Source organism: Solirubrum puertoriconensis (genome assembly GCF_001483135.1).
In the GTDB taxonomy this organism is placed as follows: Bacteria; Bacteroidota; Bacteroidia; order Cytophagales; family Hymenobacteraceae; genus Solirubrum; species Solirubrum puertoriconensis.
On record NZ_LNAL01000008.1, the window covers coordinates 772717 to 796269 of the forward strand.

General features: G+C 60.7%; 23 protein-coding genes, 1 tRNA gene and 1 riboswitch. Of the genes, 12 read left to right on the forward strand and 12 right to left on the reverse strand.

Annotated elements, in window-relative coordinates:
- Positions 1 to 154: 154 nt before the first annotated feature.
- Together ASU33_RS17465 and ASU33_RS17470 are read right to left on the reverse strand one after the other, a co-directional pair.
- Entirely contained in the window at positions 155 to 985 is an 831-nt protein-coding gene (locus tag ASU33_RS17465) for an ABC transporter permease (protein ID WP_059072112.1), read from the reverse strand.
- On the reverse strand, positions 982 to 1911 hold the full coding sequence (locus ASU33_RS17470; protein ID WP_059072113.1) for an ABC transporter ATP-binding protein: 930 nt from the start codon (positions 1909 to 1911) through the stop codon (positions 982 to 984). The genes ASU33_RS17465 and ASU33_RS17470 overlap by 4 nt, the downstream gene beginning before the upstream one ends.
- Positions 1912 to 2166: 255 nt before the next feature.
- Between ASU33_RS17470 and ASU33_RS17475 the strand changes: the two genes are divergently transcribed.
- Both ASU33_RS17475 and ASU33_RS17480 read left to right on the forward strand, forming a co-directional pair.
- Positions 2167 to 3324 carry a sensor histidine kinase gene (locus tag ASU33_RS17475; RefSeq protein WP_059072114.1) on the forward strand — a complete coding sequence of 386 codons (1158 nt, stop codon included), beginning with the start codon at positions 2167 to 2169 and terminating at the stop codon, positions 3322 to 3324.
- A 33-nt stretch (positions 3325 to 3357) separates the two neighbouring features.
- Positions 3358 to 4134, forward strand: a complete 777-nt coding sequence (locus tag ASU33_RS17480; protein WP_059072115.1) for a LytR/AlgR family response regulator transcription factor — start codon at positions 3358 to 3360, stop codon at positions 4132 to 4134.
- A gap of 82 nt (positions 4135 to 4216) precedes the next feature.
- Here the strand turns inward: ASU33_RS17480 and wrbA are convergent, their stop codons facing one another.
- Positions 4217 to 4831: an NAD(P)H:quinone oxidoreductase gene (wrbA, locus tag ASU33_RS17485; RefSeq protein WP_059072116.1), complete on the reverse strand. Its 615-nt coding sequence runs from the start codon at positions 4829 to 4831 to the stop codon at positions 4217 to 4219.
- A gap of 324 nt (positions 4832 to 5155) precedes the next feature.
- On the opposite strand from wrbA, the gene ASU33_RS17490 reads away from it, so the two are divergent.
- From ASU33_RS17490 to uvrB, 3 genes are all read left to right on the forward strand, one after another.
- Complete coding sequence (locus ASU33_RS17490; protein ID WP_078063228.1) at positions 5156 to 5839, forward strand: RNA polymerase sigma factor; 684 nt, start codon at positions 5156 to 5158, stop codon at positions 5837 to 5839.
- Positions 5820 to 7418 carry a hypothetical protein gene (locus tag ASU33_RS17495; protein ID WP_059072117.1) on the forward strand — a complete coding sequence of 533 codons (1599 nt, stop codon included), beginning with the start codon at positions 5820 to 5822 and terminating at the stop codon, positions 7416 to 7418. Before ASU33_RS17490 ends, ASU33_RS17495 begins: the two co-directional genes overlap by 20 nt.
- 139 nt (positions 7419 to 7557) lie before the next feature.
- Positions 7558 to 9597, forward strand: a complete 2040-nt coding sequence (uvrB, locus tag ASU33_RS17500; protein ID WP_059072118.1) for an excinuclease ABC subunit UvrB — start codon at positions 7558 to 7560, stop codon at positions 9595 to 9597.
- Between the two features lie 148 nt (positions 9598 to 9745).
- Here uvrB and ASU33_RS17505 read toward each other — a convergent pair whose 3' ends face one another.
- Positions 9746 to 10258: a DUF421 domain-containing protein gene (locus ASU33_RS17505; protein WP_059072119.1), complete on the reverse strand. Its 513-nt coding sequence runs from the start codon at positions 10256 to 10258 to the stop codon at positions 9746 to 9748.
- A gap of 7 nt (positions 10259 to 10265) precedes the next feature.
- Complete coding sequence (locus ASU33_RS17510) at positions 10266 to 10793, reverse strand: inorganic diphosphatase (RefSeq protein WP_059072120.1); 528 nt, start codon at positions 10791 to 10793, stop codon at positions 10266 to 10268.
- A 136-nt stretch (positions 10794 to 10929) separates the two neighbouring features.
- On the opposite strand from ASU33_RS17510, the gene ASU33_RS17515 reads away from it, so the two are divergent.
- Entirely contained in the window at positions 10930 to 11337 is a 408-nt protein-coding gene (locus ASU33_RS17515) for a hypothetical protein (protein WP_149867286.1), read from the forward strand.
- Between the two features lie 78 nt (positions 11338 to 11415).
- Here ASU33_RS17515 and ASU33_RS17520 read toward each other — a convergent pair whose 3' ends face one another.
- Positions 11416 to 12195 (reverse strand): PA2169 family four-helix-bundle protein, encoded by a 780-nt coding sequence (locus tag ASU33_RS17520; protein WP_059072122.1) that lies wholly within the window; start codon positions 12193 to 12195, stop codon positions 11416 to 11418.
- 223 nt (positions 12196 to 12418) lie between these two features.
- Positions 12419 to 12491: transfer RNA gene (locus tag ASU33_RS17525), tRNA-Gly, on the reverse strand.
- An 88-nt stretch (positions 12492 to 12579) separates the two neighbouring features.
- On the opposite strand from ASU33_RS17525, the gene ASU33_RS17530 reads away from it, so the two are divergent.
- The 3 genes from ASU33_RS17530 (at position 12580) to ASU33_RS17540 (ending at position 14969) form a co-directional block, all read left to right on the forward strand.
- Positions 12580 to 12834: a hypothetical protein gene (locus ASU33_RS17530; protein WP_059072123.1), complete on the forward strand. Its 255-nt coding sequence runs from the start codon at positions 12580 to 12582 to the stop codon at positions 12832 to 12834.
- Positions 12835 to 12942: 108 nt separating this feature from the next.
- Positions 12943 to 13479 carry a GNAT family N-acetyltransferase gene (locus ASU33_RS17535; RefSeq protein WP_059072124.1) on the forward strand — a complete coding sequence of 179 codons (537 nt, stop codon included), beginning with the start codon at positions 12943 to 12945 and terminating at the stop codon, positions 13477 to 13479.
- Positions 13480 to 13580: 101 nt separating this feature from the next.
- Positions 13581 to 14969: an alpha/beta hydrolase family protein gene (locus tag ASU33_RS17540; RefSeq protein WP_059072125.1), complete on the forward strand. Its 1389-nt coding sequence runs from the start codon at positions 13581 to 13583 to the stop codon at positions 14967 to 14969.
- Positions 14970 to 14985: 16 nt separating this feature from the next.
- Here ASU33_RS17540 and ASU33_RS17545 read toward each other — a convergent pair whose 3' ends face one another.
- On the reverse strand, positions 14986 to 17205 hold the full coding sequence (locus ASU33_RS17545) for a B12-binding domain-containing radical SAM protein (protein ID WP_059072126.1): 2220 nt from the start codon (positions 17203 to 17205) through the stop codon (positions 14986 to 14988).
- Between the two features lie 84 nt (positions 17206 to 17289).
- On the opposite strand from ASU33_RS17545, the gene ASU33_RS17550 reads away from it, so the two are divergent.
- The gene (locus tag ASU33_RS17550; RefSeq protein ID WP_059072127.1) at positions 17290 to 17862 is read left to right on the forward strand and encodes a hypothetical protein; all 573 of its coding nucleotides are present in this window, start codon (positions 17290 to 17292) and stop codon (positions 17860 to 17862) included.
- 7 nt (positions 17863 to 17869) lie between these two features.
- Here ASU33_RS17550 and ASU33_RS17555 read toward each other — a convergent pair whose 3' ends face one another.
- On the reverse strand, positions 17870 to 18433 hold the full coding sequence (locus ASU33_RS17555) for a helix-turn-helix domain-containing protein (RefSeq protein ID WP_059072128.1): 564 nt from the start codon (positions 18431 to 18433) through the stop codon (positions 17870 to 17872).
- Entirely contained in the window at positions 18430 to 18795 is a 366-nt protein-coding gene (locus tag ASU33_RS17560; RefSeq protein WP_149867287.1) for a hypothetical protein, read from the reverse strand. Before ASU33_RS17560 ends, ASU33_RS17555 begins: the two co-directional genes overlap by 4 nt.
- Positions 18796 to 19000: 205 nt before the next feature.
- Between ASU33_RS17560 and ASU33_RS17565 the strand changes: the two genes are divergently transcribed.
- Positions 19001 to 19279 carry a hypothetical protein gene (locus ASU33_RS17565; RefSeq protein WP_059072130.1) on the forward strand — a complete coding sequence of 93 codons (279 nt, stop codon included), beginning with the start codon at positions 19001 to 19003 and terminating at the stop codon, positions 19277 to 19279.
- An 86-nt stretch (positions 19280 to 19365) separates the two neighbouring features.
- Here the strand turns inward: ASU33_RS17565 and ASU33_RS17570 are convergent, their stop codons facing one another.
- Entirely contained in the window at positions 19366 to 20445 is a 1080-nt protein-coding gene (locus tag ASU33_RS17570; protein ID WP_059072131.1) for a DUF5074 domain-containing protein, read from the reverse strand.
- Positions 20446 to 20496: 51 nt separating this feature from the next.
- Positions 20497 to 22452 carry a TonB-dependent receptor gene (locus tag ASU33_RS17575; protein WP_059072132.1) on the reverse strand — a complete coding sequence of 652 codons (1956 nt, stop codon included), beginning with the start codon at positions 22450 to 22452 and terminating at the stop codon, positions 20497 to 20499.
- A gap of 158 nt (positions 22453 to 22610) precedes the next feature.
- Positions 22611 to 22833: riboswitch (cobalamin riboswitch) on the reverse strand.
- Between the two features lie 103 nt (positions 22834 to 22936).
- Between ASU33_RS17575 and ASU33_RS17580 the strand changes: the two genes are divergently transcribed.
- Positions 22937 to 23536 (forward strand): DNA-3-methyladenine glycosylase, encoded by a 600-nt coding sequence (locus tag ASU33_RS17580; protein ID WP_059072133.1) that lies wholly within the window; start codon positions 22937 to 22939, stop codon positions 23534 to 23536.
- Positions 23537 to 23553: the final 17 nt, after the last annotated feature.

Below are 23553 nucleotides of genomic sequence, written 5' to 3' on the forward strand. Positions count from 1 at the left end.
TAATATTATATATCGTGTTTGATGCGCGCACAAAGAACCGGCGGCCGAGTTTGAGAATCAATCACCTAATGATGTGATGCCTGCTCGACGGTTGGTGCCCAAGGATCGGGACTATATAGAAAAGGTTGCATCTATTCTGAAATTCCTGCAAGTACTACTTCACGCGCTCGTGCCGGAAGCCCAGGGCTACGTAGCCAATCAGCAGTGTGCCGGCAAAGCAGCCCAGCGAGGCAAGTTCGTTAAGGGGCAGTTTGGTAGCGACTGTGAGCACCGGCTGCCCCGGCACAAAGTTGCTCAACGACAGCAGCGGCGAAGCATAAGGAACCCATCCGATATGCTCCCAGCGGAGCAGCGTGAGGGCCGCTACTACGCAACCCATGCCAATGGCCACCGGAGCCACAAACGAGCGCCACCACTGCGCTGCCAGGTATTGCAGCGCCAGGATACCTAGGGTAGCCAGGTAGGTGTGGCCGAGTTGGGTAGCTACGGCTTGCAAAGGTGCGGCGTGGTCGAGAAAGAGCAACTCGGGCCGCAGCACTCCCAGCAAGTAGCCCGAGAGCAATAGCAGTATCGCGTACAGCACCTGCGCCAGCAAGTTCAGGCCTAGTAGCAGCAGCAACTTGCTCGCAAACAAAGCCAAGCGGCTGGCAGGCTGCGCGCACAGGTGCTTCCAAGCATTGGCTTTGTTTTCGATGTGCAGCACCAGGCTGGTGAGCAGCACCACAAACAGCGGCAGCAGCAGGCCGGTAGCCGTTTGCCAGTTCTGCATCACGTACGCGGCCCACGGCGCTTGGCCGGGCTTCAGGATTTCGTGCCCTTTGAAGTAGTAGATGCAGAACGACAGCAGCACCGGCAGCGCACCGCTACCTAGGGCCAGCCACAGGGCAGCCGTGCGGCGCAGCTTAAGCGCATCGGCCGAGAGGCTGCGGGCGAGCTGTTGGGCAAACGAAGGAGCAGCAACGGAAGGCGACAAGGCGAGGCTCATTGGGCGGTAGCGGTTTCGGTGAGGTGCAGAAAGGTTTGCTCGAGGGTTTGCTGTTGGCAGCGCAGCCCATACAGCGGCTGGCCAGCCGCTACTAGCTGCTGAGCCAGGTAGGCGGCTTGCTCCTGCGAGTGGTAGGGCAGGGCCAAGGTGCCGGGGCCCACCACGGTGGCGGTGCCTAGGTCGAGGGGCAGCAGGTTGCGGCAGGTGGCTGCGTCGTCGGTTTCGATGATGAGCTGCGTGTGGCCGTGCTGCCGGTGCTGCAAGGCCGCCAGGCTGCCCTGGAATACCAACCGGCCCTGCTGAATTACGCCCACGTGGGTAGCCACGCGCTCAATTTCGCTGATGAGGTGACTGGAAAGCAGAATGGTTTTGCCGTGCTCCTGCTGCAAGCGGCGCAGCAACTCGCGCACCTCAATAATGCCCGTGGGGTCGAGGCCGTTGGTGGGCTCGTCGAGGATGAGCAACTCGGGGTTGGGCATCAGTGCTAAGGCCAAGCCTAAGCGTTGGCGCATACCCAAGGAGTACTCGCCCGCCGCCCGGTGCCCATCGGCTGCCAGGCCCACTACTTCCAGCACCTCTTCGGAGCGGCCTTTGGCAAGGCCGCGCAGGCGGCGCGTGGCCTCCAGGTTCTGCAGGCCCGAGAGGTGGTCGTAAAGCGAGGGCATTTCGATGAGGGCGCCCACGCGGCCCAGCACTTGCAAGCGGTGGCGGCCTAGGTCGTGGCCGAACAGCTGCACCGAGCCGGCCGGGCTGGGCAACAGCCCCAGCAGTATGCGCAGCGTGGTGCTCTTGCCGGCGCCGTTCGGCCCCAGAAAGCCGTAGATGCTGCCCTGCGGCACGTGCAGGTTTACATCGTGGAGCACTTGGCGCTGGCCAAAGCGGAAGGAGAGGTGCCGGGTTTCGGCGAGTAGTTCGGCTGTGGGCATGGCAACAGTGGTTGAGCGAAGAACTGACCCAAACCTAGGCGGGCGATTTTGCGCTTGCTGGCTTTTTCGACCAAGCCCCGTATTGCCAGCCGAAACGCCCGATTTCGACCCTCCAACCGCTGCGCTTGGTTCTGCAACCACGTTCCGCTTACCACGGGCAGCGTTGGTGGCTAGCCCTAGGTGGTTGGGGGTGGCAAAAGCCCCGTTGGTTGAAAACACCTAGGCGCAACCAAGCCGCCGCGCTATCTTCCAAGCGTGGAATACTCTGCTACTTCGGCCGCTCTGCCGGCATCGGCTACTGCGCAGCCCTCCTCCGGGCGCCGCCTGCGCTATTTTGCCAAGCTACAGTGGTGGCCCAACGCACCCGGCCTAGCCAGCGTGCCGGCCTGGGTGCACGTGTTGTGGGTGGTGCTGCTGGTGATATCGGACGTATTGCACAGCTACTCATCCCTCAACGGCAAAAACCCGCCTAGCACCGAGATGATGGTGCTGCGGGCGCTACTCTACGATACCATCGCCTCGCTTATCTTTTACCTCAACTGGGTGGTGCTTATACCACGCACCTTGGCCCGGAACCGCTTAGGCGCCTATTTGCTGGGGGTACTGGGTTTGCTGCTGTTGTACTCGCCGTTGCGCCTAGGTGCTTCGTGGCTGGTTAATAGCGCAGCCTTAACTGCTGAACTACAGAAGTATTGGCTACCTGTGCTGTTTCAGTTCGTCGTGTTTGGGCTGATGATCATCTTCATCAGCTCGGGACTGAAGGTGACGGGCGATTATCTGCTGGCTCAGCGCAACCGCCGCGAGCTGGAGCGCCAGCAACTGCTCACCGAGCTGTCGTTGCTGAAGATGCAGGTGAACCCACACTTCTTGTTCAACACGCTCAATAACATCTACTCGCTGGCCAGCCAAAAGTCAGATAGAGCACCCGAGGCCGTGCTGCGCCTGTCCGAAATCATGCGCTACATGCTTTACGAAAGCTCCGCCGATGCCGTGCCGCTCAGCAAAGAGCTGAACCACCTGCGCAGCTTCCTGGATTTGCAGCGCCTGCGCTTGCCCGCCAACGGCGCCGATGCCATCGTGTTCAGCACCGCCGGCCTCAGCCCCGATGCGGCTTACCCCATTGCACCCATGCTGCTGCAGCCCTTGGTGGAAAATGCTTTTAAGCACGGCGACCTCACGGCGCGGCCAGCAGTGGTAATTGAGTTGGTGCTCGATGCGCAGGGCGTGCTGCACTTCGCCGTGCAAAACGCTACCGCACCCGCCCCAACCAGCCAAGGCCTTGAGCACCCGGGCGGGGTAGGGCTCGTAAACCTGCGCCGCCGCCTCGAACTGCTCTACCCCGAGCGGCACCACCTGCACATCAGCGAGCAGCCGGGGCAGCACCGTGTGGAGCTTACCCTGTTGCCGGCCTAGGTGCCGCACTTACCTACCAATATCTTAGTGCCTATGGACAACGCTACGCCCAGCCGCAAGCTTACCTGTGTTATCATCGACGACGAGCCCCTGGCCCTCGACCTGCTCGCCGGCTACTGCGCCCAAGTGCCTTACCTCGAGCTGAAAGGCCAGTTTCATGATGCGCTGGTGGGCCTGGCGTTTGTGCAGGACAACCCCGTGGACGTGGTGTTTGTCGACATTCATATGCCGCGCATCACGGGCTTGCAGCTGGTGCAGTTGTTGCCCAGCCCAGGGCCCAAGGTCATCTTCACCACCGCCTACGACCAATACGCCGTGCAGAGCTACGAGCTAAGCGCGGCCGACTACTTGTTGAAGCCCATTGCGTTCGAGCGGTTTGTGCAAGCCGTAAACAAAGTGCGGCAGGCTCCGGCTTCTGCTCCGGCCATGCCCGCGGTGGTACCAGCACTAACACCAGCTCCCGCCGAAACTGCCCCAGTGCCAGTAGCACCCGATGCCATGTTCGTGAAGAACGAGCACCGGTTGCAGCGCGTCGCCTTCAACGACATCCTCTACATCGAAGGCATGAAGGAGTACCTCATGATTTACACCCTGGGTAGCAAAATCCTCACGCTGCAGTCGTTCAAAAGGGTGGAGGAGGTGCTGCCGCCCGATCGGTTTGCGCGCATTCACAAGTCGTACATCGTGGCGCTCAACCACATCGAGCACGTAGAGCGCAGCAAAGTGCAAGTAGCCGGCCGCCTGTTACCCATCGGCGACACCTACCGCGACTCTTTTGCGGCTACCATCAGAGCTTACAATTTGCTGTAGGGCCAAGCTACCAAAAACCGAAAGCGGGCCGGATGCGCTACGTAGCGCATCCGGCCCGCTTCATCATTTATCAAGCCCTAGGTTAGGGGCGGGCGATTTTGCTGGCAATTTCGGCCGTGAACTTGCCTTGGTGGCGCGCACCCTCCAGCTCGTTTTCGCTGGGCGTACGCTCGCCGCGGCCGCCGGCAATGGTGCTGGCGCCGTAGGGCGTGCCGCCGGTTACTTCATCGATGCGGGTTTGACCCTGCCACGCGTACGGCAAGCCCACAAGCACCATACCGTGGTGGAACAGCTCGGTGTGCAGCGAGCGGATGGTGGTTTCTTGGCCGCCGTGGGCCGTGGCCGTGCTCACGAAAGCGCCGCCTACTTTGCCCACCAGCGCACCTTTTGCCCACAACCCTCCGGTACCATCAAGGAAAGCCTGCATTTGGCTGGCCACGTTGCCGTAGCGGGTTGGCGTACCGAAAATGATGGCGTCGTAATTCACCAGATCTTCTGCCTTTGCTACCGGAATGTGCGCAAACGCCTGCTGTGCTTGGGCCGCGCCAATTTGCTCTAGCAGTTCCTGCGGCAGCGTTTCGGGCACGCGCATTACGTCAACTTGGTTGCCTTCAACTTCGCGGGCGCCTTCGGCAATGGCTTCGGCCAGCGTCCAGACGTGGCCATACGTGGAGTAGAACAAAACGAGGGTTCTCATGCAGATCCTATATTTAGGTGAAATGGTGGTGCAATTGCCCGATTAGTTGCGGGGTCATAAGTCATGTATCTACATGGATGCAAGCGTGATTGTTACGCCTGTGCCCGGGTTTGCCGCTGCATACCCTGCTTTCGCAGAAAATATTTTGGGCCCATGCAACCGCCCACCATACTCCCGACTCTTACCACTGCCGGCCCACACCGCCGGTAGCTCTCTACATTAGGTGGACCATCAGCGTATGATGAACACGTTACAATTGCAGGAGCGCGGCGCGGCCGCTGCTCCGGTTAGCCGCGGAACCGGCCGCCCCTCCCGGAACTACGCATGAGCGCCCTGGCCGCTGCCTTTGGAGGCACTAGCTTGGGCCGGCTTGTGGGTGGCCTTTCGGCATCATCGGCAACGGCAGAGCCCGAGGTGAAGCCCGCGCCTACCCGCCCGCTGCAGCCCTCGGGCCGCTGGAGCGAGGCCGAGCTGATCGACGCCTGCCTCGAGGGCAGCCGCGTGGCCCAAAAAGAGCTGTACACCCGCTACGCCAGCCGCATGCTGGCCGTGTGTGCCCGCTACTCGCAAACCACTTTCGAGGCCGAGGATGTGCTGCAGGAAGGGTTTGTAACCGTGTTTAGCAACCTGCGCCACTTTCGCCGCGAGTGCCCGCTCGAGTTTTGGGTTCGGCGCATCATGATTAATGCCGCGCTGCGGCAACACCGCCGCAACGCGCCCATGCTGGCCGTTACCGAAAGCGAATACCCCGAAGCCATAGCCGACGAGGAGCTCATCCTCTCGAACTATTCCTTCGACGAATTACTCAAGATGATTCAGGAGCTGGCCCCGCGCTACCGCATGGTGTTCAACCTGTTTGCCATCGAAGGCTACGGCCACAAAGAAATTGGCGATATGCTGGGCATATCGGAGGGTACCAGCAAATCGCAGTACTCCCGCGCCCGGGCAATTCTCAAAGCCAAGCTCGAACGTCTCGACCAACGTTGCAATGACACCCGTTTCCAATAATCACGACCACCAACAGCCGACCGGCAGCCTGGAGGAGTTGTTCCGCCAGAAGTTTGCCGAGGCCGAGCTTACGCCCCGCGCCGCCGTGTGGGAGCAGCTCGACCACGAATTGCTGGTGCGCGAAAACCAAGGCTACCGCAAGCGCCTGGTGGGCTACCGGCGCGCGGCCGCTGCCGCCGCGGTGCTGGCCGTGCTGGGCCTAGGTGGCTTATACACGCAGCACAACCTAGGAACTCATAATACCGCGAACAACGCTACCGCAACGGTATTTACGCAAGCGGGCCAGCAGGGCCTAGCCGATGCCACCGTGGCCAGTGCCAATAACAACCTAGGCGCCGCTAGCCAAGCTGCCGAAGCTACCGCTGCTGCCGGCAACTCGCGCCGCGCCCTAGGTGCTGCTACGGGTGCCAACACTGCGGCAGCCGGCCGCAACCTAGGCAACGCTGCTGCGGGCAGCGTTGCTATGCAAGCTGGTTCGGCGGCGCGCCGCGCTACGGCTTTGTTGGGCGATGCTGCCCCAAGCCGCAGCGCTGCTGGCCGTGCGTTGGCAGCCATTAAGCAAACATTTGGAGGCTCGGTAGAGGGCAGCCTGCAGGAGCCCGGCATGTTCCGGACGCGCAGTGTTGGCCCGAACAGCAGCAGCCGCACGGCCATTGCGCAAGCCCAAGCGCCAGCTGCGGGCAACGGCGGCAACTACGTGGCCAGCGAGCTGCAGCCCATGGCTACGCAACTGCGGCAAGCCGGCTTTGGCGGTAATCTGCTGAACCCCGATTCGATCAAGCGCGCTTTGCAGAGCGTGCCCGTGCAGCAAGCCGTAGCGCAAGCCGCTACCCGCGCCAACAACGAGCAGGATAAAGAGAAGGAAGCTACCCGGCCCAACCGTTGGCGCTGGCGCAGTGGCTACTCGGCCGAGCGCTACGTGCCCAACGTAAGCAGCCCCACCGGCGAAGGGCTGGCCTTGCACAAAGCCGCCGCCCCGCTCACCAACTTTATGGCCCCGCCGCCTGCGCCCACCAAACTGCAGCCCGGTTTGGCCCAGCGCGGCCACCTAGGCGGAGCCATTAGCTTGGATAATAAGCACTGGACGCTGCTCACCGGCGTGGAGCTGACCTCCATCTCTGGCGAAACCATGCGCGAAACGCCGCGTCAGTACCAGTCGTACTACCCTGGCGCCGACCGCTCCAACCAAGCGCAGCAAGAGGGCCGCTACCGCATGACCACCGCCGGCGTACCCGTGCAGCTGCGCTACCAGGGTCGCAAGCCCGGTGTATCGGTGTATGCTGCGGTAGGTGCCGCCGTAAACGTGCTGCTGCGCAACCGCACTACCGTGGGCGAGCAAACCGCCAACAACGACGGCTCTTACCGCCGGCTGCTGGCCTCGGCGCGCGGCAGCGCTGGCTTGCGCTACGCACCGGCCGGCGGCAACTGGCAGGTGCTCCTGGGTCCGGAAGCCGAAGCCGGCCTGAGCACTCTCAATACCAACCCCGGCGGCCAGTGGAGCGAGCGTACGCGCCCCTATGCGGTAGGCCTCTCGGCCAGCGTAGAATTTGGCGGCGGCAAAGTAGCTTTACAACCCTAGTTCCCCACCATTCACTCACCCAAGCAAAACCCCGCAGCCGGTTTCCGGTTGTGGGGTTTTCTTTTGCTTCTTCGGAAACCCCAAGAGGCGCGCTGCAGTTAAGAAGGGTTATCTTTCCCGCTCTCCGAAACCCCTCCGTATGGAGTACCAACTGACCTCCGAATTCAAGCCCACCGGCGACCAGCCCAAAGCCATTGCGCAACTCGTGAGCGGCGTCGAGTCGGGCGAACCGTCGCAGGTATTGCTGGGTGCCACCGGTACTGGCAAAACCTTCACCGTTGCCAACGTAATTGCCCAAACCGGCCGCCCGGCGCTTATTCTGGCGCACAACAAAACGCTGGCCGCGCAGCTCTACGGCGAGTTCAAGCAATTCTTCCCGAACAACGCCGTCGAGTACTACATCAGCTACTACGACTACTACCAGCCCGAGGCCTACATTGCCAGCACCGATGTCTTCATTGAGAAGGACTTGGCCATCAACCAGGAAATCGAGAAGCTGCGCCTGCACGCCACGTCGTCGCTGCTGAGTGGCCGCCGCGACGTGATTGTGGTGGCCTCGGTGTCGTGCATCTACGGCATCGGCAACCCCGAGGAGTTTGGCAAAAACGTGCTGTTTCTGAAACCCGGCATGCGCCACTCGCGCAACAACCTGCTCTACCAGTTTGTGCAGATTTTGTACTCGCGCACCGAGCAGGAGTTTACGCGCGGCACCTTCCGCGTGAAGGGCGACACCGTCGACATTTTCCCGGCGTACCTCGACTACGCCTACCGCGTCTACTTCTTCGGCGACGAAATCGAAGCCATTCACCGCATCGACCCGGCCAGCGGCAAAAAGCTGGGCGAGGAAAAGGACATTGCGCTGTTTCCGGCCAACTTGTTCGTTACGGGCAAAGACACACTGCACCAAGCCATTAAAGACATTCAGTTCGACATGGTGCAGCAGCACGCCTACTTCGAGAAGGAGGGGCGCGATGCCGAAGCCAAGCGCATTGTGGAGCGCACCGAGTTCGACCTGGAGATGATTCGGGAGTTGGGCTACTGCTCGGGCATCGAGAACTACTCGCGCTATTTCGATGGCCGCATGCCGGGTTCGCGCCCGTTCTGCTTGCTCGATTATTTCCCGAAGGATTACCTGCTCATCGTCGACGAAAGCCACGTAACCATGCCGCAGATCCGCGCGATGTGGGGCGGCGACCGAAGCCGCAAAACCGCGCTAGTGGAGTACGGCTTCCGCCTACCCTCAGCCATGGACAACCGCCCGCTTACGTTCAACGAGTTCGAGAGCATGTACCAACAGGCCATTTTCGTGTCGGCCACGCCGGCCGATTACGAGCTGGAGCGCTCGGGTGGTGTGGTAGTGGAGCAAATTATTCGCCCCACCGGCCTGCTCGACCCCGAGATTGAAGTACGCCCCAGCATCAACCAGATCGACGACCTGCTCGACGAGGTAGACAACCGCGTGAAGCAAGGCGACCGGGTGCTTGTAACCACGCTCACCAAGCGCATGGCCGAGGAACTTACCAAGTACATGGAGCGCCTGAACATCAAGGTGAGCTACGTGCACTCCGATGTAAAAACCCTCGACCGCGTGGAGATTTTGCGCCAGCTGCGCCTAGGTGAAATCGACGTGCTCATCGGCGTGAACTTGCTGCGCGAGGGCCTCGACTTGCCCGAGGTGTCGTTGGTAGCTATTCTCGATGCCGACAAGGAAGGTTTCCTGCGCGACCAGCGCAGCCTCATCCAGACCATGGGCCGCGCCGCCCGTAACGACCGCGGCAAGGTTATCATGTATGCCGACCGCATTACCGGCTCGATGCAGCGCGCCATGGACGAAACCAACCGCCGCCGCGCCACCCAGATGGCCTACAACCTGGAGCACGGCATCGTGCCCAAAACGGTGCGCAAGTCGCGCGAGGCCATCATGGAGCAAACGTCGCTGTCGGACTACCGCGTGCCGGAGCCGCAAGCCTACGCTGGCCCCGACGAGGATGGCGGCGGGTTGGCCATTGCAGCCGAGCCCGTGGTGGCCATGATGAGCAAAGTCGACCTAGAGAAGCTCATCAAGCAAACCGAAAAGCAGATGGAAGCCGCCGCCAAGGAGCTCGACTTCTTGCAGGCCGCCAAGTTCCGCGACGAGCTGGCTTCGTTGCGGCAACTGCTGAAGACGAAGCGCGATTAGCTAAGGCTGGCACTTCACAACGACGCCGCCCATTCAGGTTATGCTTGAATGGGCGGCGTTGTTGTGAAGTGCCAGCTCAAATTTGTAGTTAAGTACAACTGAGCAGGTGGCCTCTGCTTGGGCTTACGGGGTTGTCTGGGTAAAGTCCCTAATTATCCTGTCTCAGCTTTTTGAGGGCGGTGATGCTGCCGTCGCGCTCTAGTCGAACGGCCGCCAGTTGCTCCAGATCGTCGGTATTCGCGGCACTCCGCACGCCTTCCTGCACGTCGTGTTCGGTAACATTGTGGGCGCGCATGTTTTCGTGGTGTAGTTTGCCGTTTTCGGCAAGTACCACCGCCTTGCCTTTGATGAGCCTGCCCAAAGCCGGGCTTCGGTAAGTAGCCGATGCCACCAGACGGTGCAGGCCCACCATCACTACGCAAGCCAGCAACGTAGCGCCAAACGGCGACGCCGCCACGACGGCCCTACCAAGCACCGATCCTATGATGATCTTGAGTACCACATCGAAAGAATAGGTGCTGCCAAAAGTGCGTTTGCCAGAAAATCGAAGTAACAGCAGCGCAACAATAAACACAACAACAGCCCGCAGGGCCATTTGCAAGGGGCTTATGGTCTCGGCAGTGGCTTGCAAGCCCAGCAGATCGTTAATCACTTGTTCCATGCGGCGCTCAGGCTTGCTGAATGGCTTTTCGCACGATTTCCTCGGCTCGTTTGTGGCCGCTGCGCCTTGTTACCTTAAACTGCCAGCCCTTTACTTGGTTGTAAGCCACAAAGAAGTGCTCGATTTCGCGCATTAGCTGCTCCGGTAAGTCGCTCACATCCGTTACATCGCTGTGCATGCGCGACTCAGCAGCTACGGCCAGGAGCCGGTCGTTGCGCTCGGTAGCTTTGTTGGTTTCTGTCTGCTCGGCTTCGAGCACCCCAATCACGCGGGCTTCTACCACGCAGCCCGGAAACGTAGGCGCGTCCATTAGCAGCAGCACATCGAGTGGGTCGCCGTCGTCGGCGAGGGTAGAGGGCACGAAGCCGAAATCGTATGGGAAGAAGCTGCCTTCGGGCAGCACCCCTTTTAATTTAAACAAGCCCAGATGTGGGTCGAAGGCTAGCTTATTGCGGCTGCCCTTGACGGTTTCGATAACTACGTGCAGATGCTTGGTACCGGGGGCGTACGTCGGAAGTTGATTGGGATTGGGCATAAAGCGGACTAGAATAGAAGAAGTTATACACCGCCTGAAAGCCAGATGTTGCCTGCACACCTCACATCATCATGCGTTGGCGGAAGCTATTTGGGGCGATAATTTTGAGCACTCTCAACTTTACCGCCACCATGCCATGCGCAACCATCGTTTTCTTCGCCTGCTGCCCTTGCTGCTTTTGTTGGTGCTACCGCTGTTGCCCCAGCGCACCCTCGCGCAGGGAAAAGCAGCAGGCTATCAGTATATGCAAATGACCACTATTGAGTCTATCGTGGCCGGTGGGCTGGGCCGGTCGCGGGTGCTGTTTACGCCCGAGTTCAAAGGCACCAAAGAAGCCCAGATGGAAAACCTATTCAGCCTCACGGGTATCAACATCGGCAACGTCAAGACCAATGAAGAAACCATCCTGCGCTACCTGAGCGAAGTGACGGAGGATGGCTGGGAACTGTTTCAGGTAACGCCGCTTACGCAAACCCTGCAGAACACCGGCACCACCGGCCAGGGTATTTTCCTCACGCGCTACACCTTCCGGAAAGCTAAGTAGGTTTATCCACTCCTGCCCCTAACAACGACGCCCTAGGTAGTTACCTAGGGCGTCGTTGTTAGGGGCAGGAAACAGCGCTCAGTGCTGCTGTTGGTCGCGGAGCTGCTGGAGCCGCGCATAGGTTTGGCGGGCGTGGGCGTACTGCCGCTCCACTTCGGCACCCAGGGCACCTAGAAGCGCAGGCTCGCGCAGGGCTTTTTCGTAAGCTTTCAGGGCCCACTCTTCGCCGTAAATGTTGTCCTCCAGAATAGCCTTCTCGTCGTGGCCGGTGAGGGTAGCTTTGGCTTTCATCCAGCCCCGGTACAGCTTGCCTTTGTGCGTGGTGCCATGTTCGTATTCGGCGGCTTTATCGCGCAGGTAGGTGTTCAAGCGAGTGGCAAATTCGTGGCTTTTGCCGGCTAACTCGTGGTAGTAGCTGCGGAGTTCGGCGTCGCGGCTTTCGTGGTGTGCACGCCGGTAGCCATCAACGCGGTCGTTCACGAACAATAGCAACTCGTGCAGGGCCTTGGCCTGTTTGCGGCTGCGCTTTTGCACCCGACTGGTTGCCTTGGCTTTGCCGCCCCCGCGTAGCAGCAGCCAACCACCTAGGGCCAGGGCCCCACCGGCAAGCAGCTTTTGCGTGGTGGTTAGTTGACGCCAAGTATCGCTTGATGTCTTCGAGGCCTGGCGGATCGTATCCTGAATGTTGCTTGCATTGCCGCTTTTCAGCAGGTTGGTTGCCTTGTTTCGCCATGGCTGCCCAGCAGTTGCTTCTTGACCCGAATTGCTTTGCGAAGTACCTAGGGAAGAGGTGCCTTGGTTAGCAACTGGCTGGTTAGCAGCGTCGTCTGGCAAACGGTTATCGGTAGGCTGATTCATGGTGCACGGTTTAAAAAGCTGTCGGTTGGAGCTTTCTAAATCGCAGGAGGTAGTGCAAAGGTTACGGAACCTGCCGCACGGGGCTGGTTGGTAGGACTGGACAGTTGTTTAGATGTAGCTGAGCTCAGTTAATAGTGCCGCTTTACCGAAAACAAGCACATGACGTGGGCACCGAAAACAAATAAGCCACTCAGCATTGCTGCTAAGTGGCTTATCCTGAATGAGCGGGAAACGAGGCTCGAACTCGCGACCCTCAGCTTGGGAAGCTGATGCTCTACCAACTGAGCTACTCCCGCTGATGATGGTAAAACAAAAATACGGCGTTAAATCAGATTCGCAACTGCGGCGTGGCCCGTATAAGCAGCAAATTAGTTGTTTTGCTGCATGCCCACTTCGCGCCTAAAGCCTGGTTCGCGCCGCCTCGTCGGCTTGTTGTTTATTGTAGCCGGCGGCTTGCTGGTAATTGCGCAAGTGCTCCGGTTTGGAGTAGTGGCCAGCGAGTGGAACGGCGCCGGCTGGGCTGGCGTGAATACGACCTATCTGATAATGTCGGTGCTGATGCTGGTGGTGGCTGTGTTGCTGATTCGCTTTGGTTGGCGCATGCGGCGCGACGGGCATATATCGGATGAGCCCGGTTGAGGCGCCATTACCTAGGGCATTCGCGCCTGCTGCTTCAGAAATCGTTGCGACGCCCAAGAACACCAGTTTTGCGCAGCTACCGGCTCGGGCTGCCTAACTTGCCGTGCTATGTCATCTCCGCTCCGTATTATCACTGCCAAACGCAACGCTGCCACCGCTGCGCAGCTAGCCATTTTGGGCCGTCGTACTTTCCACGAGGCCTTTGCTGCCCAAAACAAGCCCGAGGATATGGCCGAGTACCTCGAGCAAACTTTCAGCCCCGATAAGCAACTGGCCGAACTGCAGGCGCCCAATTCTTTCTTCTTTCTGGCGATGATGCAGCAGGAGGTGGTGGGGTACGCCAAGCTCATCATCCCGTCGGCCCTAGGTGCCGAGCCGGGTTCCGACGTAAGCACCCGGGCCGAAATCCAGCGCTTGTATGTGCTGGAAGACTGGATTGGTACCGGCCTGGGTGCAGCCCTAATGCGGCGCTGCATTGAGGAAGCACGGCAGCGTGGCTGCCGCTCGGTGGTGCTGGGCGTGTGGGAGAAAAACGAGCGGGCCATAGAGTTTTACCGCCGCTTCGGCTTCAAGCACATTGGTGGCATCGACTTTAAGCTGGGCCAAGACCTACAGCACGACCTCATTTTGCGCAAGGGTCTGTAATACCGCGGGCCGCGCTTCGTTGGCAGCAGGTGCCTACATTTGGCAGCAGCTACTGCACCTAGGAGGCAGTAGCTGCATACAGGAACACTGAACGCGTGCTTATGCTTTTCTGCCAACGCTTGCGGGCGCTGCTGATGCTTACCGGTTGCTGGGCCCTGATTTCCCTAGGTGGGTGTTCGTCGGAGGGGCGGCAAACCGAGGCGGCGCCCCCAACCGGCCATTACGAGGGCACCCTTACCGCTAATGGTACCCCACTGCGCGTGGTGCTCGATGTACGGCAGGACACCACGCAGGCGCTGCAAGCCGAACTGTATTTTCCGGAGTGGTTGCTGCTGGGTTTCCCGGCCGAGCAATTGCGCTACGAGCATCCGCAGCTGCGCTTTGTGCACCGCCAGCCCGAGGGCCGCGCCATGCAGTTTAACCTGCGGCATGAAGGCAATTTCCTGCAGGGCGCATTCAAAACCGATTCGCTGCAAGCCGAGGTGCTGCTAATTCGACGCGACCAAGCACCTCCTAGCCCGTACCGCGAAGTAGCCCTGCGCTGGCAAACGGCCGCTGGCCCTGCTAATGGCACCTTGCTAGTACCTAATGATACCGTGCTGCAACACCCCGCCGTAGTGCTGCTGCACGGCAGCACCACGCCGCAGCAGCACGAGCTAAGCACCTACGCCAGCTGGCTGGCGCGGCACGGCATTGCCACGTTGGTGTTTGACAGGCGCGATGCGCGCGCACCCAAAAATCAGCCGCAGCAATTCGGCCTGCAGGAGTTGGCTGCCGATGCCGCCGCTGCCCTGCGCACGCTTAAGCTGAACCCTGAAATTGATTCAGCGCGCGTAGGCTTGTGGGGCATCAGCCAAGGCGCTACGGTGGCCGCGCTGGTAGCCGGGCAACCAAGCCGGCCGGCTGCTTTTGTGGTGGGCGTATCGGCGCCGGGTATGTCGTTGGCCGATGTAGTGCAGTATCAAAACGAAGAGGCCTTGGCCAGGCAAGGTGCCACCAAAGGCGAGCAAGCGCAGGCCAAGCGCACTTTCGAGGCATTGGAGCGCTACGTGCGTCGGCCCACCAGCAAAACCGAAACCACCAAAGCCACCGAGCTGCTGAGCAATGCCCTGCAGCAGCCATGGGTCCGCTTCACCACCTTGCCGCAGCAACTGCCCGATACGGCGGCCATCAGAACCAACTTTTACTGGCGCGAGCTGAACTACGACCCGCGCGATGCCTGGCAAGCTGTGCGTGTGCCGGTGCTACTGCAATACGGCACCCACGACGAACGCCTTGATGCCCGTGTCAGTGCCGAGCGGCTGCGCTTAGCGGCCGGCCGGCGCGGCAGTTCGCTGGTGCGGGTGTACGCCGGAGCCAACCACGAGCTAACCCTGCCCGCCGCCACCGTGGCCGATGGCGAAGCCGGGCAACAGTGGCAATGGCCCCGGCCCGTGCCCGGCTACCTCGAAGAGCAGCTCGAGTGGCTGCAGGAGCGCACCAGTAACTAATGGGGCACCTGGGTAGCTACACCAGCAACAGGCCCTTTTCGCGCAACAGCAACCACTGCGGCGAAATCATGAACGCCTCGAAGCTCATGCCGGCTTCGGCGGCGGGGTAGCTGGCGGCTACTTCTTTAAGCAGGCGCTTGGTGTCGTAATCGGTGGCAAGCTCACCTAGGAGCTGGTGCAGCCACTGGCCAATCATGGGTGTGGTTTTCAGCTCGAAATCCTCGGCTTGCTCGTAGAACGTCAGGATGGCCTGCTCGATTTGGCGGCCTTTTTTCTGGCGCATTTCGAAGCGGATGTCCGGCGCGTTGCCCAACCAAAACACGCGCATGTTTTGCTTGGCCGAATCGGGCTTGCCTGGCTCGGTAAGCGCCGACTCGATGAGGTTGCGCGGCACCGTGGTACGAGGCACCCGGAAATCAAACCAAAACTGCAGCGGCTCCTCAAGCGCCACGCCGTGCATGTAGTTGTACAGCGCCTTGGCAAGGCCCGGGCCAAACTGCTCGTGGTCGGCACCGGTGGGGTCGTCGTGCCAGAGGTCGTTCCAGGCAAAGCCCTCGAACTCGGGCCCGATTTGCGCTACTTGGTACTTCGCGGGGTTTTTCCCTACGGGCGAGTGGGCCGTCATGGCAAAGCGGTGCCAAAAACCCGATTGCACCACGCCCGCGGCCAGCAACTGCCGTACCACTTCCAGCGAGTCAATGGTTTCTTGGGCAGTTTCGGTAGGGAAGCCATACATCAGGTAAGCATGCACCATAATGCCGGCTTGCGTAAAGCCGTCCGTTACGCGGGCTACCTGGGCAATACTCACGCCCTTTTCCATCAGCGCCAGCAGGCGGTCGGAGGCAACCTCCAAGCCGCCCGATACGGCAATGCAACCCGAGGCAGCGAGCAATCGGCAGAGGTCGGGCGAAAAGGTTTTCTCGAAGCGGATGTTGCCCCACCACGTGATGCTCTCGCGGCGCTTCAGCAGCTCAATGGCTAGGTCGCGCAGGGCCAGCGGCGGCGCGGCCTCGTCGACGAAATGGAAGCCGGTTTGGCCGGTTTGCCGCACAATCTGCTCGATGCGGTCGACGAGCAAGGTGGCCGGCGCGGTTTCGTAGCGGCTGATGTAATCGAGCGTAACGTCGCAGAAGGAGCAACGCTTCCAGTAGCAGCCGTGCGCCACGGTTAGCTTGTTCCAGCGGCCGTCGCTCCAGAGGCGGTGCATGGGGTTCAGCACCTCAATTACCGAGAGGTACTCCGTTAGGGGCAGGCCATCGTAATCGGGCGTGCCTACCTCGGTGTGCGGGATGTTGGCATCCTGGCAGCCGTTAAGGTACTCCACCCGACCTAGGGCGTTGCGGTGGAAGGTGCGCTGCAAATTGCCTAGGTCGCGCTGGCCCTGGAAGTAGTCGAGCAGCTTCAGCCAGGGGCCTTCGCCGTCGTCGAGGGTCAGGTAATCGATGTAGTCGAAGAACCTGGGCTCCTGAATCTGGCGCAGCTCGGTGTTGGGGTAGCCGCCGCCCATCAGGGTTTTCACTGCGGGCCGCAACTGCTTGAAGTGCTTGGCCAGCCGCAAAGCACCGTAGAGGTTGCCCGGAAAGGGCACCGAAAACCCAACTACATCGGGTTGCTCGCGCTCGAGCACCGCCGTGCCCAGCTCCAGCAGCATCTCATCAACTAGGTTCGGAGCTTGCTGCAGGGCCGTGTGCATGGGCTCGAACGACGTAGCCGTCAGCCCTAGGTGCTCGGCATAGCGGCTCAGGCCGAACTGCGGCCCCACGGTTTCCTTGATGAGGTCGTTGAGGTCTTCGAGGTACAGCGTGGCGAGGTGCCGGGCCTGGTCGGTAAGGCCCATGGTGCCGAATGCCGTTTCGAGGTCGGCCACTTGGTCGAAGCGCGCGGCCTCGGGCAGGTAGCGGCCGTGGCAAATGCGAGGGGCCAGCGTCAGGTCTTTGTTCTGCAGAAAGCGGATGACCGGCTCGATGGTCATCTCGTAGCGCCGGCGCAGGCGCAGCATTCGGCGGGCGTTGTCGCTCAGCTCGAACGCACCTTGCTCCACGGCATCGAACACGCGCCTCAGCCCCGCCGCCGAAAACAGCTTCAGCACGAGCTCAATCCCTAGGTCGGCTTGCGCTACCTGAAAGCCCTGACCCCGCAGAAAGCCAGTGATGTAGGCCGTAGCAGGGTAGGGGGTATTGAGCTGCGTGAGCGGCGGCGTGATGAGCAGGATGCGGGGCGTAGAATTCGTCGGCACGGGGCAACAACCGCCAAACGGCGGCAAAGGTGCCGCAAAGGTAGACCGCAGATGGACTTACCTTGGCTGCCACGCGAACAACCTATGCTTGATACAACGCTTATCCTTACTCCTATTGACGCTAAAGAGGCGTTGCACAGGATTCAAAGCTTGCAGCCTCTGCGCAACTACCACGTGCTCGGTAAACTCGACTTGGCCACATTGATAATTGATGACTACCGCTTTATCTACCCGGTGCTGATCGAAAACTGCCGTGTAGAACACCTGAGCGCATCCGGAGGAGTGTCGTTCGAATGTGCGGTTACGCTGTTGCAAACGCATTTTATTCAAGCCGATTTCATCTTTGCCTACTTCTTGCAAGGCTTGCACATAGAGGGTTGCACCTTCGATACTTACTTAGACTTTCAGGCTGGCGGCCATAACAAGCCCGGATTTCCGGTGTGCTTGTTAGCTAATGAGTTCAGCGGCTTTGTCAACTTCTTCGATTGTTGCTACGAGGCCGAGGTTGTGGTTGAGGACAACGTTTTCAGGCAGGGCACCAACTTGCTTGGAAGACCATTTAATATTCCTGTAACGTTCGATGTGCCTCTTCGGCAGGCGCGAAACATAGGCGACTTAAGCCGCAACGACGAAGGAGAAGGGGAAACGTCTGAATAAAGCGAGCCTACGCTATCTGATCAAGCGAAGTGCGCTCGGGCTTGGCTTTGTATTCCGTTACGGTTTGGCCCGTTACCTGCCGAAACTGCGTGCTTAGGTGTTGGCTGCTGCTGTAGCGCAGCTCGTCGGCTATTTCGGCCAAGGTTTTTTCGCCGTAGCTCAGCAGTTCCTTCACGCGCTCAATCTTCAGCCGGATGAGGTATTTCTCGAGCGTGATGCCCACTACCCGCGAAAACAGCTTGCTTAGGTGCGCATACGAAGCCTCGAACCGTTCGGCTAGAAAAGCCGAGGTGGTAAGCGGCACGCGCGCCGTGCGCAGGTGCTCGAGGTACTCGGCTAAGGCGGTTTTTACCTGCTCTACCAGCTGTTCGTCTTTGTTCTTAAGCAGCTCAAATCCTTCGGCCTGCAGCAAAGGCTGCAACTGCGCGATGTCGGCAGGGGTGCTTTCATCGAGCACGGCATGACCTAGGGTTACCTCCAGCGGCTGCAGGCCGGCTTGCTCCAAAACGGATTTCACCGTGCTGATGCAGCGCGGGCAAACCATGTTCTTGATGTGCAGTTCGGTACTCACGAGTTGGCGTCTTTCTCCGACAACCGCGAAGATGCCGGACGGTTGGGTTTGGAAGCAGCGGCCGCGGGGCGGCTGCGGCGCTTGGGCTGCGGGGTAGGGGCTTCGGCCCAGGTGCGGCCAAACCAGTTATCGGCTGCCCAGTTCACAAACGGCACCACCGCCAAAAAAGTGACACTCAGCAGAGTGAACCACACGAACGTGGCCCCAGCCAAGCGGCCGAAAAAACCGCTGTCGAGCCCAAACAGGTACGCAATGAGGGCAAACGAAAGCACCACGCTGATGCCCAGCAGCAAGCCGGCTCGGCGCAGTAATGGGTGTTGCAGGAGCGTGGGTTGAGACGAACGACGACGGGGAGCAGCCATACGGCAAAGATATCAGCTGGCAGTTGCGGGGCAGGTGGGTGCACCTAGGGTACGCAGGTAAGCAAGGCGGCGGCCGTGGCAAACGGCTGTAAAATCAGCTACATAACCAATCCGCCGAAATGGCGTTTGTGCTAGCGCAGCGTTACCGCTGGGCTTAGCGGTTACGTATATTGCCCCGACACTATTTATCTACTTCCTCACTGCCATGAACACCTCCTCCAACCTGCTGCGCCCATTTAGCTACTTGGGTGCGGCCCTGCTGCTGGCAGCGGGCCTTACGGCCTGCAGCACCGGCACCGAATCGGGCGACACGAATGTGGAACGCGGCCACGAGAAAATTGCGCTCGACCCCGGCGCCCGGCACCCATCGGGCGGGGTGGATAGCACCCGCATGCAGCGCGACACCGCCACCAGCTTCCGCGAACGGCAGTACCAAAATGCCCGCAACCGGAAAGACCGCAACAACGACGGCATAGCCGACTAACCCTCGGCTGGTGCCGCTACTTAATACAAAGGCCCCGCAACCTAGGTGGTTGCGGGGCCTTGTTGTGTGCAGGCTGATTACGCAGCTTAGCGGAACGAGATGTCGCCCGGAATCAGGCCTACGTTAAACGAGTCGATAGCCGCGCCCGAGGTGTTGTACCGAATGGTTTTGCCATCGGCCGTGTACGAACCTAGGGCGCCGTACAGCTCGCCTTCGGTCGGGTCGACATTGATGGCCATAAAGCGGCGGCGAACAAAGGGCGTGGTGGGCAGGGCCGCAGCCGAGGTGGCTATGCGGTACACCGCACCCGCGTAGCGGTAGTACAGCTGCGTACCATCAGGCGAAATGCTGAGGTCGTTGGCGCCGCCCGAAGTAAACGAGAAGGTTTGCGGACGCGCAGCCGCCGTGGGCGTGAAGCGGTGCAAGGCAGCGGGCGTGTTCGAAAGCACCGGGTAGTTGGGCGCACCGCCGTAGCGCGTAATGCCGCTGCACAGCAGCCAGATGTTACCGGCGTTGTCGCGCTGCAGGTTCTGGGGGCCGTCGGTGTAGGTTAAAGTGGTTTCTACCGCATCGGTAGCGGTGTTGATTACCGTTACGGTGTTCTCATCGGAGTTGGGCACGTAAAGCTTGCCCTCGGCCAGCAGCGGCTGCTCGGGGTTGCGACCCACGGCAATGGTTTTGGTAACCTGGTAGGTGTTCAGATCGATAACCGAAACGCGGCCCGCGGTGTAGTTGGGTGCCTTGCCCTGCCACTCGGTTACGTAGGCTTTGCTGCTTGAGGCGGCTACCACGTAGCGCGGCTGCGAGAGGTTGCTGATTTGGCCCACCGAGCGGAAATCGGCTGCATTCACAATCTCGATCTTGCCGCTGTTGTTGGCCACGATAAAGAGCCTGTCGCCGATCGAGGCTACCGACTGCACCACGTCGCCGGCCGAGCGGCCGTTGGCCCGCTGGAAGGGGTCTTTATCGGCCTGCTTGCTGGGCTTGTCGTACACCGTTACCGAGCCGGTGGGGGTGCCAAAGTTGCCTTGGTTGGCCACGTACACGGCCTTGGTTACTTGCGGAGCCGGTTGCTCGTTGTTGTCGTCGGAGGGGTTGCAGGCGCCCAGTAGTAGGGACGTTACAGCCAAGGCGGGTAGCCACTGGCGGCGCATCAGAAGTTGCATGTCTGCGGAGTAGATAGGGTGAGTGAGAATGAGTAATTCAGCATAAAGTACCTAGCGCCAGCCCAGGCGTAAGCTTACCGTAGCCGAGCGGCCGGGCATGGCGCGGCCGGCGTAGTTCTGGTAGCTTTTGTTGGTGAGGTTGTAGCCCTGTACCAAGCCCGTGAGGGTGTAGCGCCCTAGGTGCACCGTGCGGCCGGTGCTGGCATGCAGCAAGGCGTAGCCCGGCAGGTAGTCGTTGGCCGAGGCGTTGGTGTAGCGGTAGCCCGTGAACACGCCATTAACGGTAAGCTGCCAGTTGCGCCACCCGTGCTGCGTGCTTACCGAGGCCGAGTGCAGCGGCACGTAGCGCAGCTGGTTGCCAATGGGGTCGAGGTCGGCAGCGTAGCCGCTTACCTTGCGGGCTTGCGTGTAGGCGTAGGCGGCCGTGGCACTCAGCTGATAAGCACCTAGGCGCAGTTGGGCTTGCGTGCTGGCCTCCAGGCCGCGGCTGCGCACCCGCCGCACGTTGCGCGGCGCGAGGGTGGGTGCCTCAATCCACTCCACCCAGTTATCAACCAGCAAGTGGTAGGCCGTCAGGTCGGCTTGTACGGCCACGGGCAATTGTGTGCCCAGTAGCGCCTCGTAGTGCAGGCCGCCTTCGTAGCCCACGCCGCTTTCAGGCAGCAGCTCCTTGCGCTCTGCTCCACCCCAGTACCGCTCGTTAAGCGTGGGGGAGCGGTAGCTGCGGGCTGCGTTGGCTTTCAGCCAAAGCTGCTGTTGCTGGGTGCGCCAGAGTTGGTATTCGGCACCTAGGGTAGGCGCCACCGGTGCCCGGCGGCCGGGTAGCACGGCCTGGCGAGCATTCAGCGTAAGGCGTAGGCGAGCCGTAGGGTCGTAGCGCAGCAGGGCAAAGCCGGCGTAGCGTTGCTCGGTAATGTGCCGCCGGTAGCCATCTACATCGGCCACGAAGTGTTGGGCTTCGGTACCCAGGCGCAGGCTGGCGTTGGGGCACCACTGCAAGGTGTGCTCGGCTTGGGCCTGCCACACCACCGTAGTCGAGTTGCTGGGCTGCACATTGTCGTTGTAGTAGCGGATGTTGTCGGCAAAGCGGGCGGCGCGTACGGCGGTTTCGCTGCGGGCGCCGCGCCGGCGGTAGCCCAGCACTACTCGGCCACTTTCATCCTGCTGGCGGGCGTGCGCATCAACCGAGCCAATCGAGGGCTGAATTTCGCGGTCGGAACGGGTAAACCACGCCGCGCCTGTTAGCTCTGCTTTGGGGCTGAGCTGCACACTTAGCTGCTGCGTAAAGCTGCTCTGCCGCAAGGCGGCGCTGGCTTGGCGCCGCTGCACGGGGCCACCAAAATCAAGAGCTGTATACGGGAAGTTATTTTCTGAGGAGCGCACCAGCAGGCTGGTTTGCACGGCTACGTGCTCGTCGCGGTGGCTGCCGTCGAAGCTCACGGCGCCGTAGCCGAAGCTGCCCGCCTCAAGCGTAGCATTTACCTGCTGGCCCAGCCTAGGGGTGGCCGAGCCCAGCACCACGGCACCACCCATGGCACCGGTGCCGTACAGCGCAGCGGCGGGCCCGTGCTGCACGCTTATTTGGCCCACCGAGGCCACCGGCAGCAGCGCCATGTCGGCCTCGCCGAGGGTAGGGAAGTTGATGCTAAAGCCATTCCAGAGCACGGCGGTATGCCGCCCCGAAGTGCCCCTGATAGATAACGTGGCCAGCTGCCCCGGCCCGTAGGTGCGCAGGTGCAGCGGCGTGCGGGCCGACAAAGCATCGGCCACCGAGGCCGACTTGAACGACACCAGCGCGGCCGAATCGAGCACGGTGAAGCGGCTGCCGGCGGCGTAGCGTGTGGGGCGCAAGCCCTGCACCTGCACCGAGGGCAACACTTGCCGAGTAGTATCGGATGGGGTAGGGGAGCGGGGTGCCTGCGCCTGGGCAGTAGCCGAGGTACTGAGCCATAATGCCACCGTAGCCCAGCCGCTGCCCAGCAGCCGGAAAGAGGTAAAAGCGTACATCCGAACCAAAATTTTCGGGGTCGAAAAATTCGGTTCAGAACCCTGCGCGCAACCCGTAAGGCCACTCGCAAAGCCGAGTCAGAATCAGGGTAAATAGCCCGTTGCGGCAACATCGGGCCGAAATCGATTCATTCTCCGCCCGTCCTCCGCAGGCGCCGAACACTAAAGTTGCACGGGCAGGTCTCCTGACTTGCTTCGGCGCCGGGCGGCCTTCCCATTCCTCCAGCCTAGGTGGCTTTCGCAGGAACAGTGGCGAAGAGAGGCTCGGCGCAGGGTACGGTGAAGCTCACAGTTGCGGGGACAGTCGCCGAATCTCACGGCATTCCCTTTTCAGCCTCGCCCCACAATCGGGGTTTGGCCACCCATGCACCGCCAAAGATACGCAGCGTTTCGGATTTGCTTGATTACGCGGATTTTTTGCACGCCCGTATTATCCTTGAGACAGACATAACCGCACGCAGGCCCTAGCTACGTATAGCCGAGCATGAAGCTTACGCACGACTATTACCGCCAGCCCGATGTAGTGGCGCTGGCCCGCGACATGCTCGGCAAATACCTGTTTAGTTGCATCGATGGAGTGCTGACCGGTGGCCGCATTGTCGAGACGGAAGCATATGCCCACATAGGCGACCAAGCCTGCCACTCACACCTAGGGCGTTTCACCAAGCGCACCAGCGTAATGTACGAGGCCGGCGGGGTGGCCTACGTGTACCTCATCTACGGTCGCTACGCCCTGTTCAACATCATCACCAACGAAGCTGGCAAAGCCGATGCCGTGCTGGTACGGGGGCTTGAGCCTACCGAGGGCATAGCTGAAATGCAACTGCGCAGGGGCATCACCAGCATCGTGCCCAAACTTACCGCAGGCCCAGGCTTGCTCACGCAGGCCCTGGGTATCAGCACCAAGCACTACGGCACCGACCTCACCGGCAACCTCATTTGGATCGAAGACCTAGGCGAGCAAGTGCCCGATGAGCAGGTAGTGGCCAGCCCACGCGTCGGCATTGACTACGCCGGCGACGACGCAGCCTTGCCGTGGCGCTTCCGCATCAGGGGCAATAAATGGACGAGCCCGGCCAAGTAGTTAGGGTAAAAGCAAAG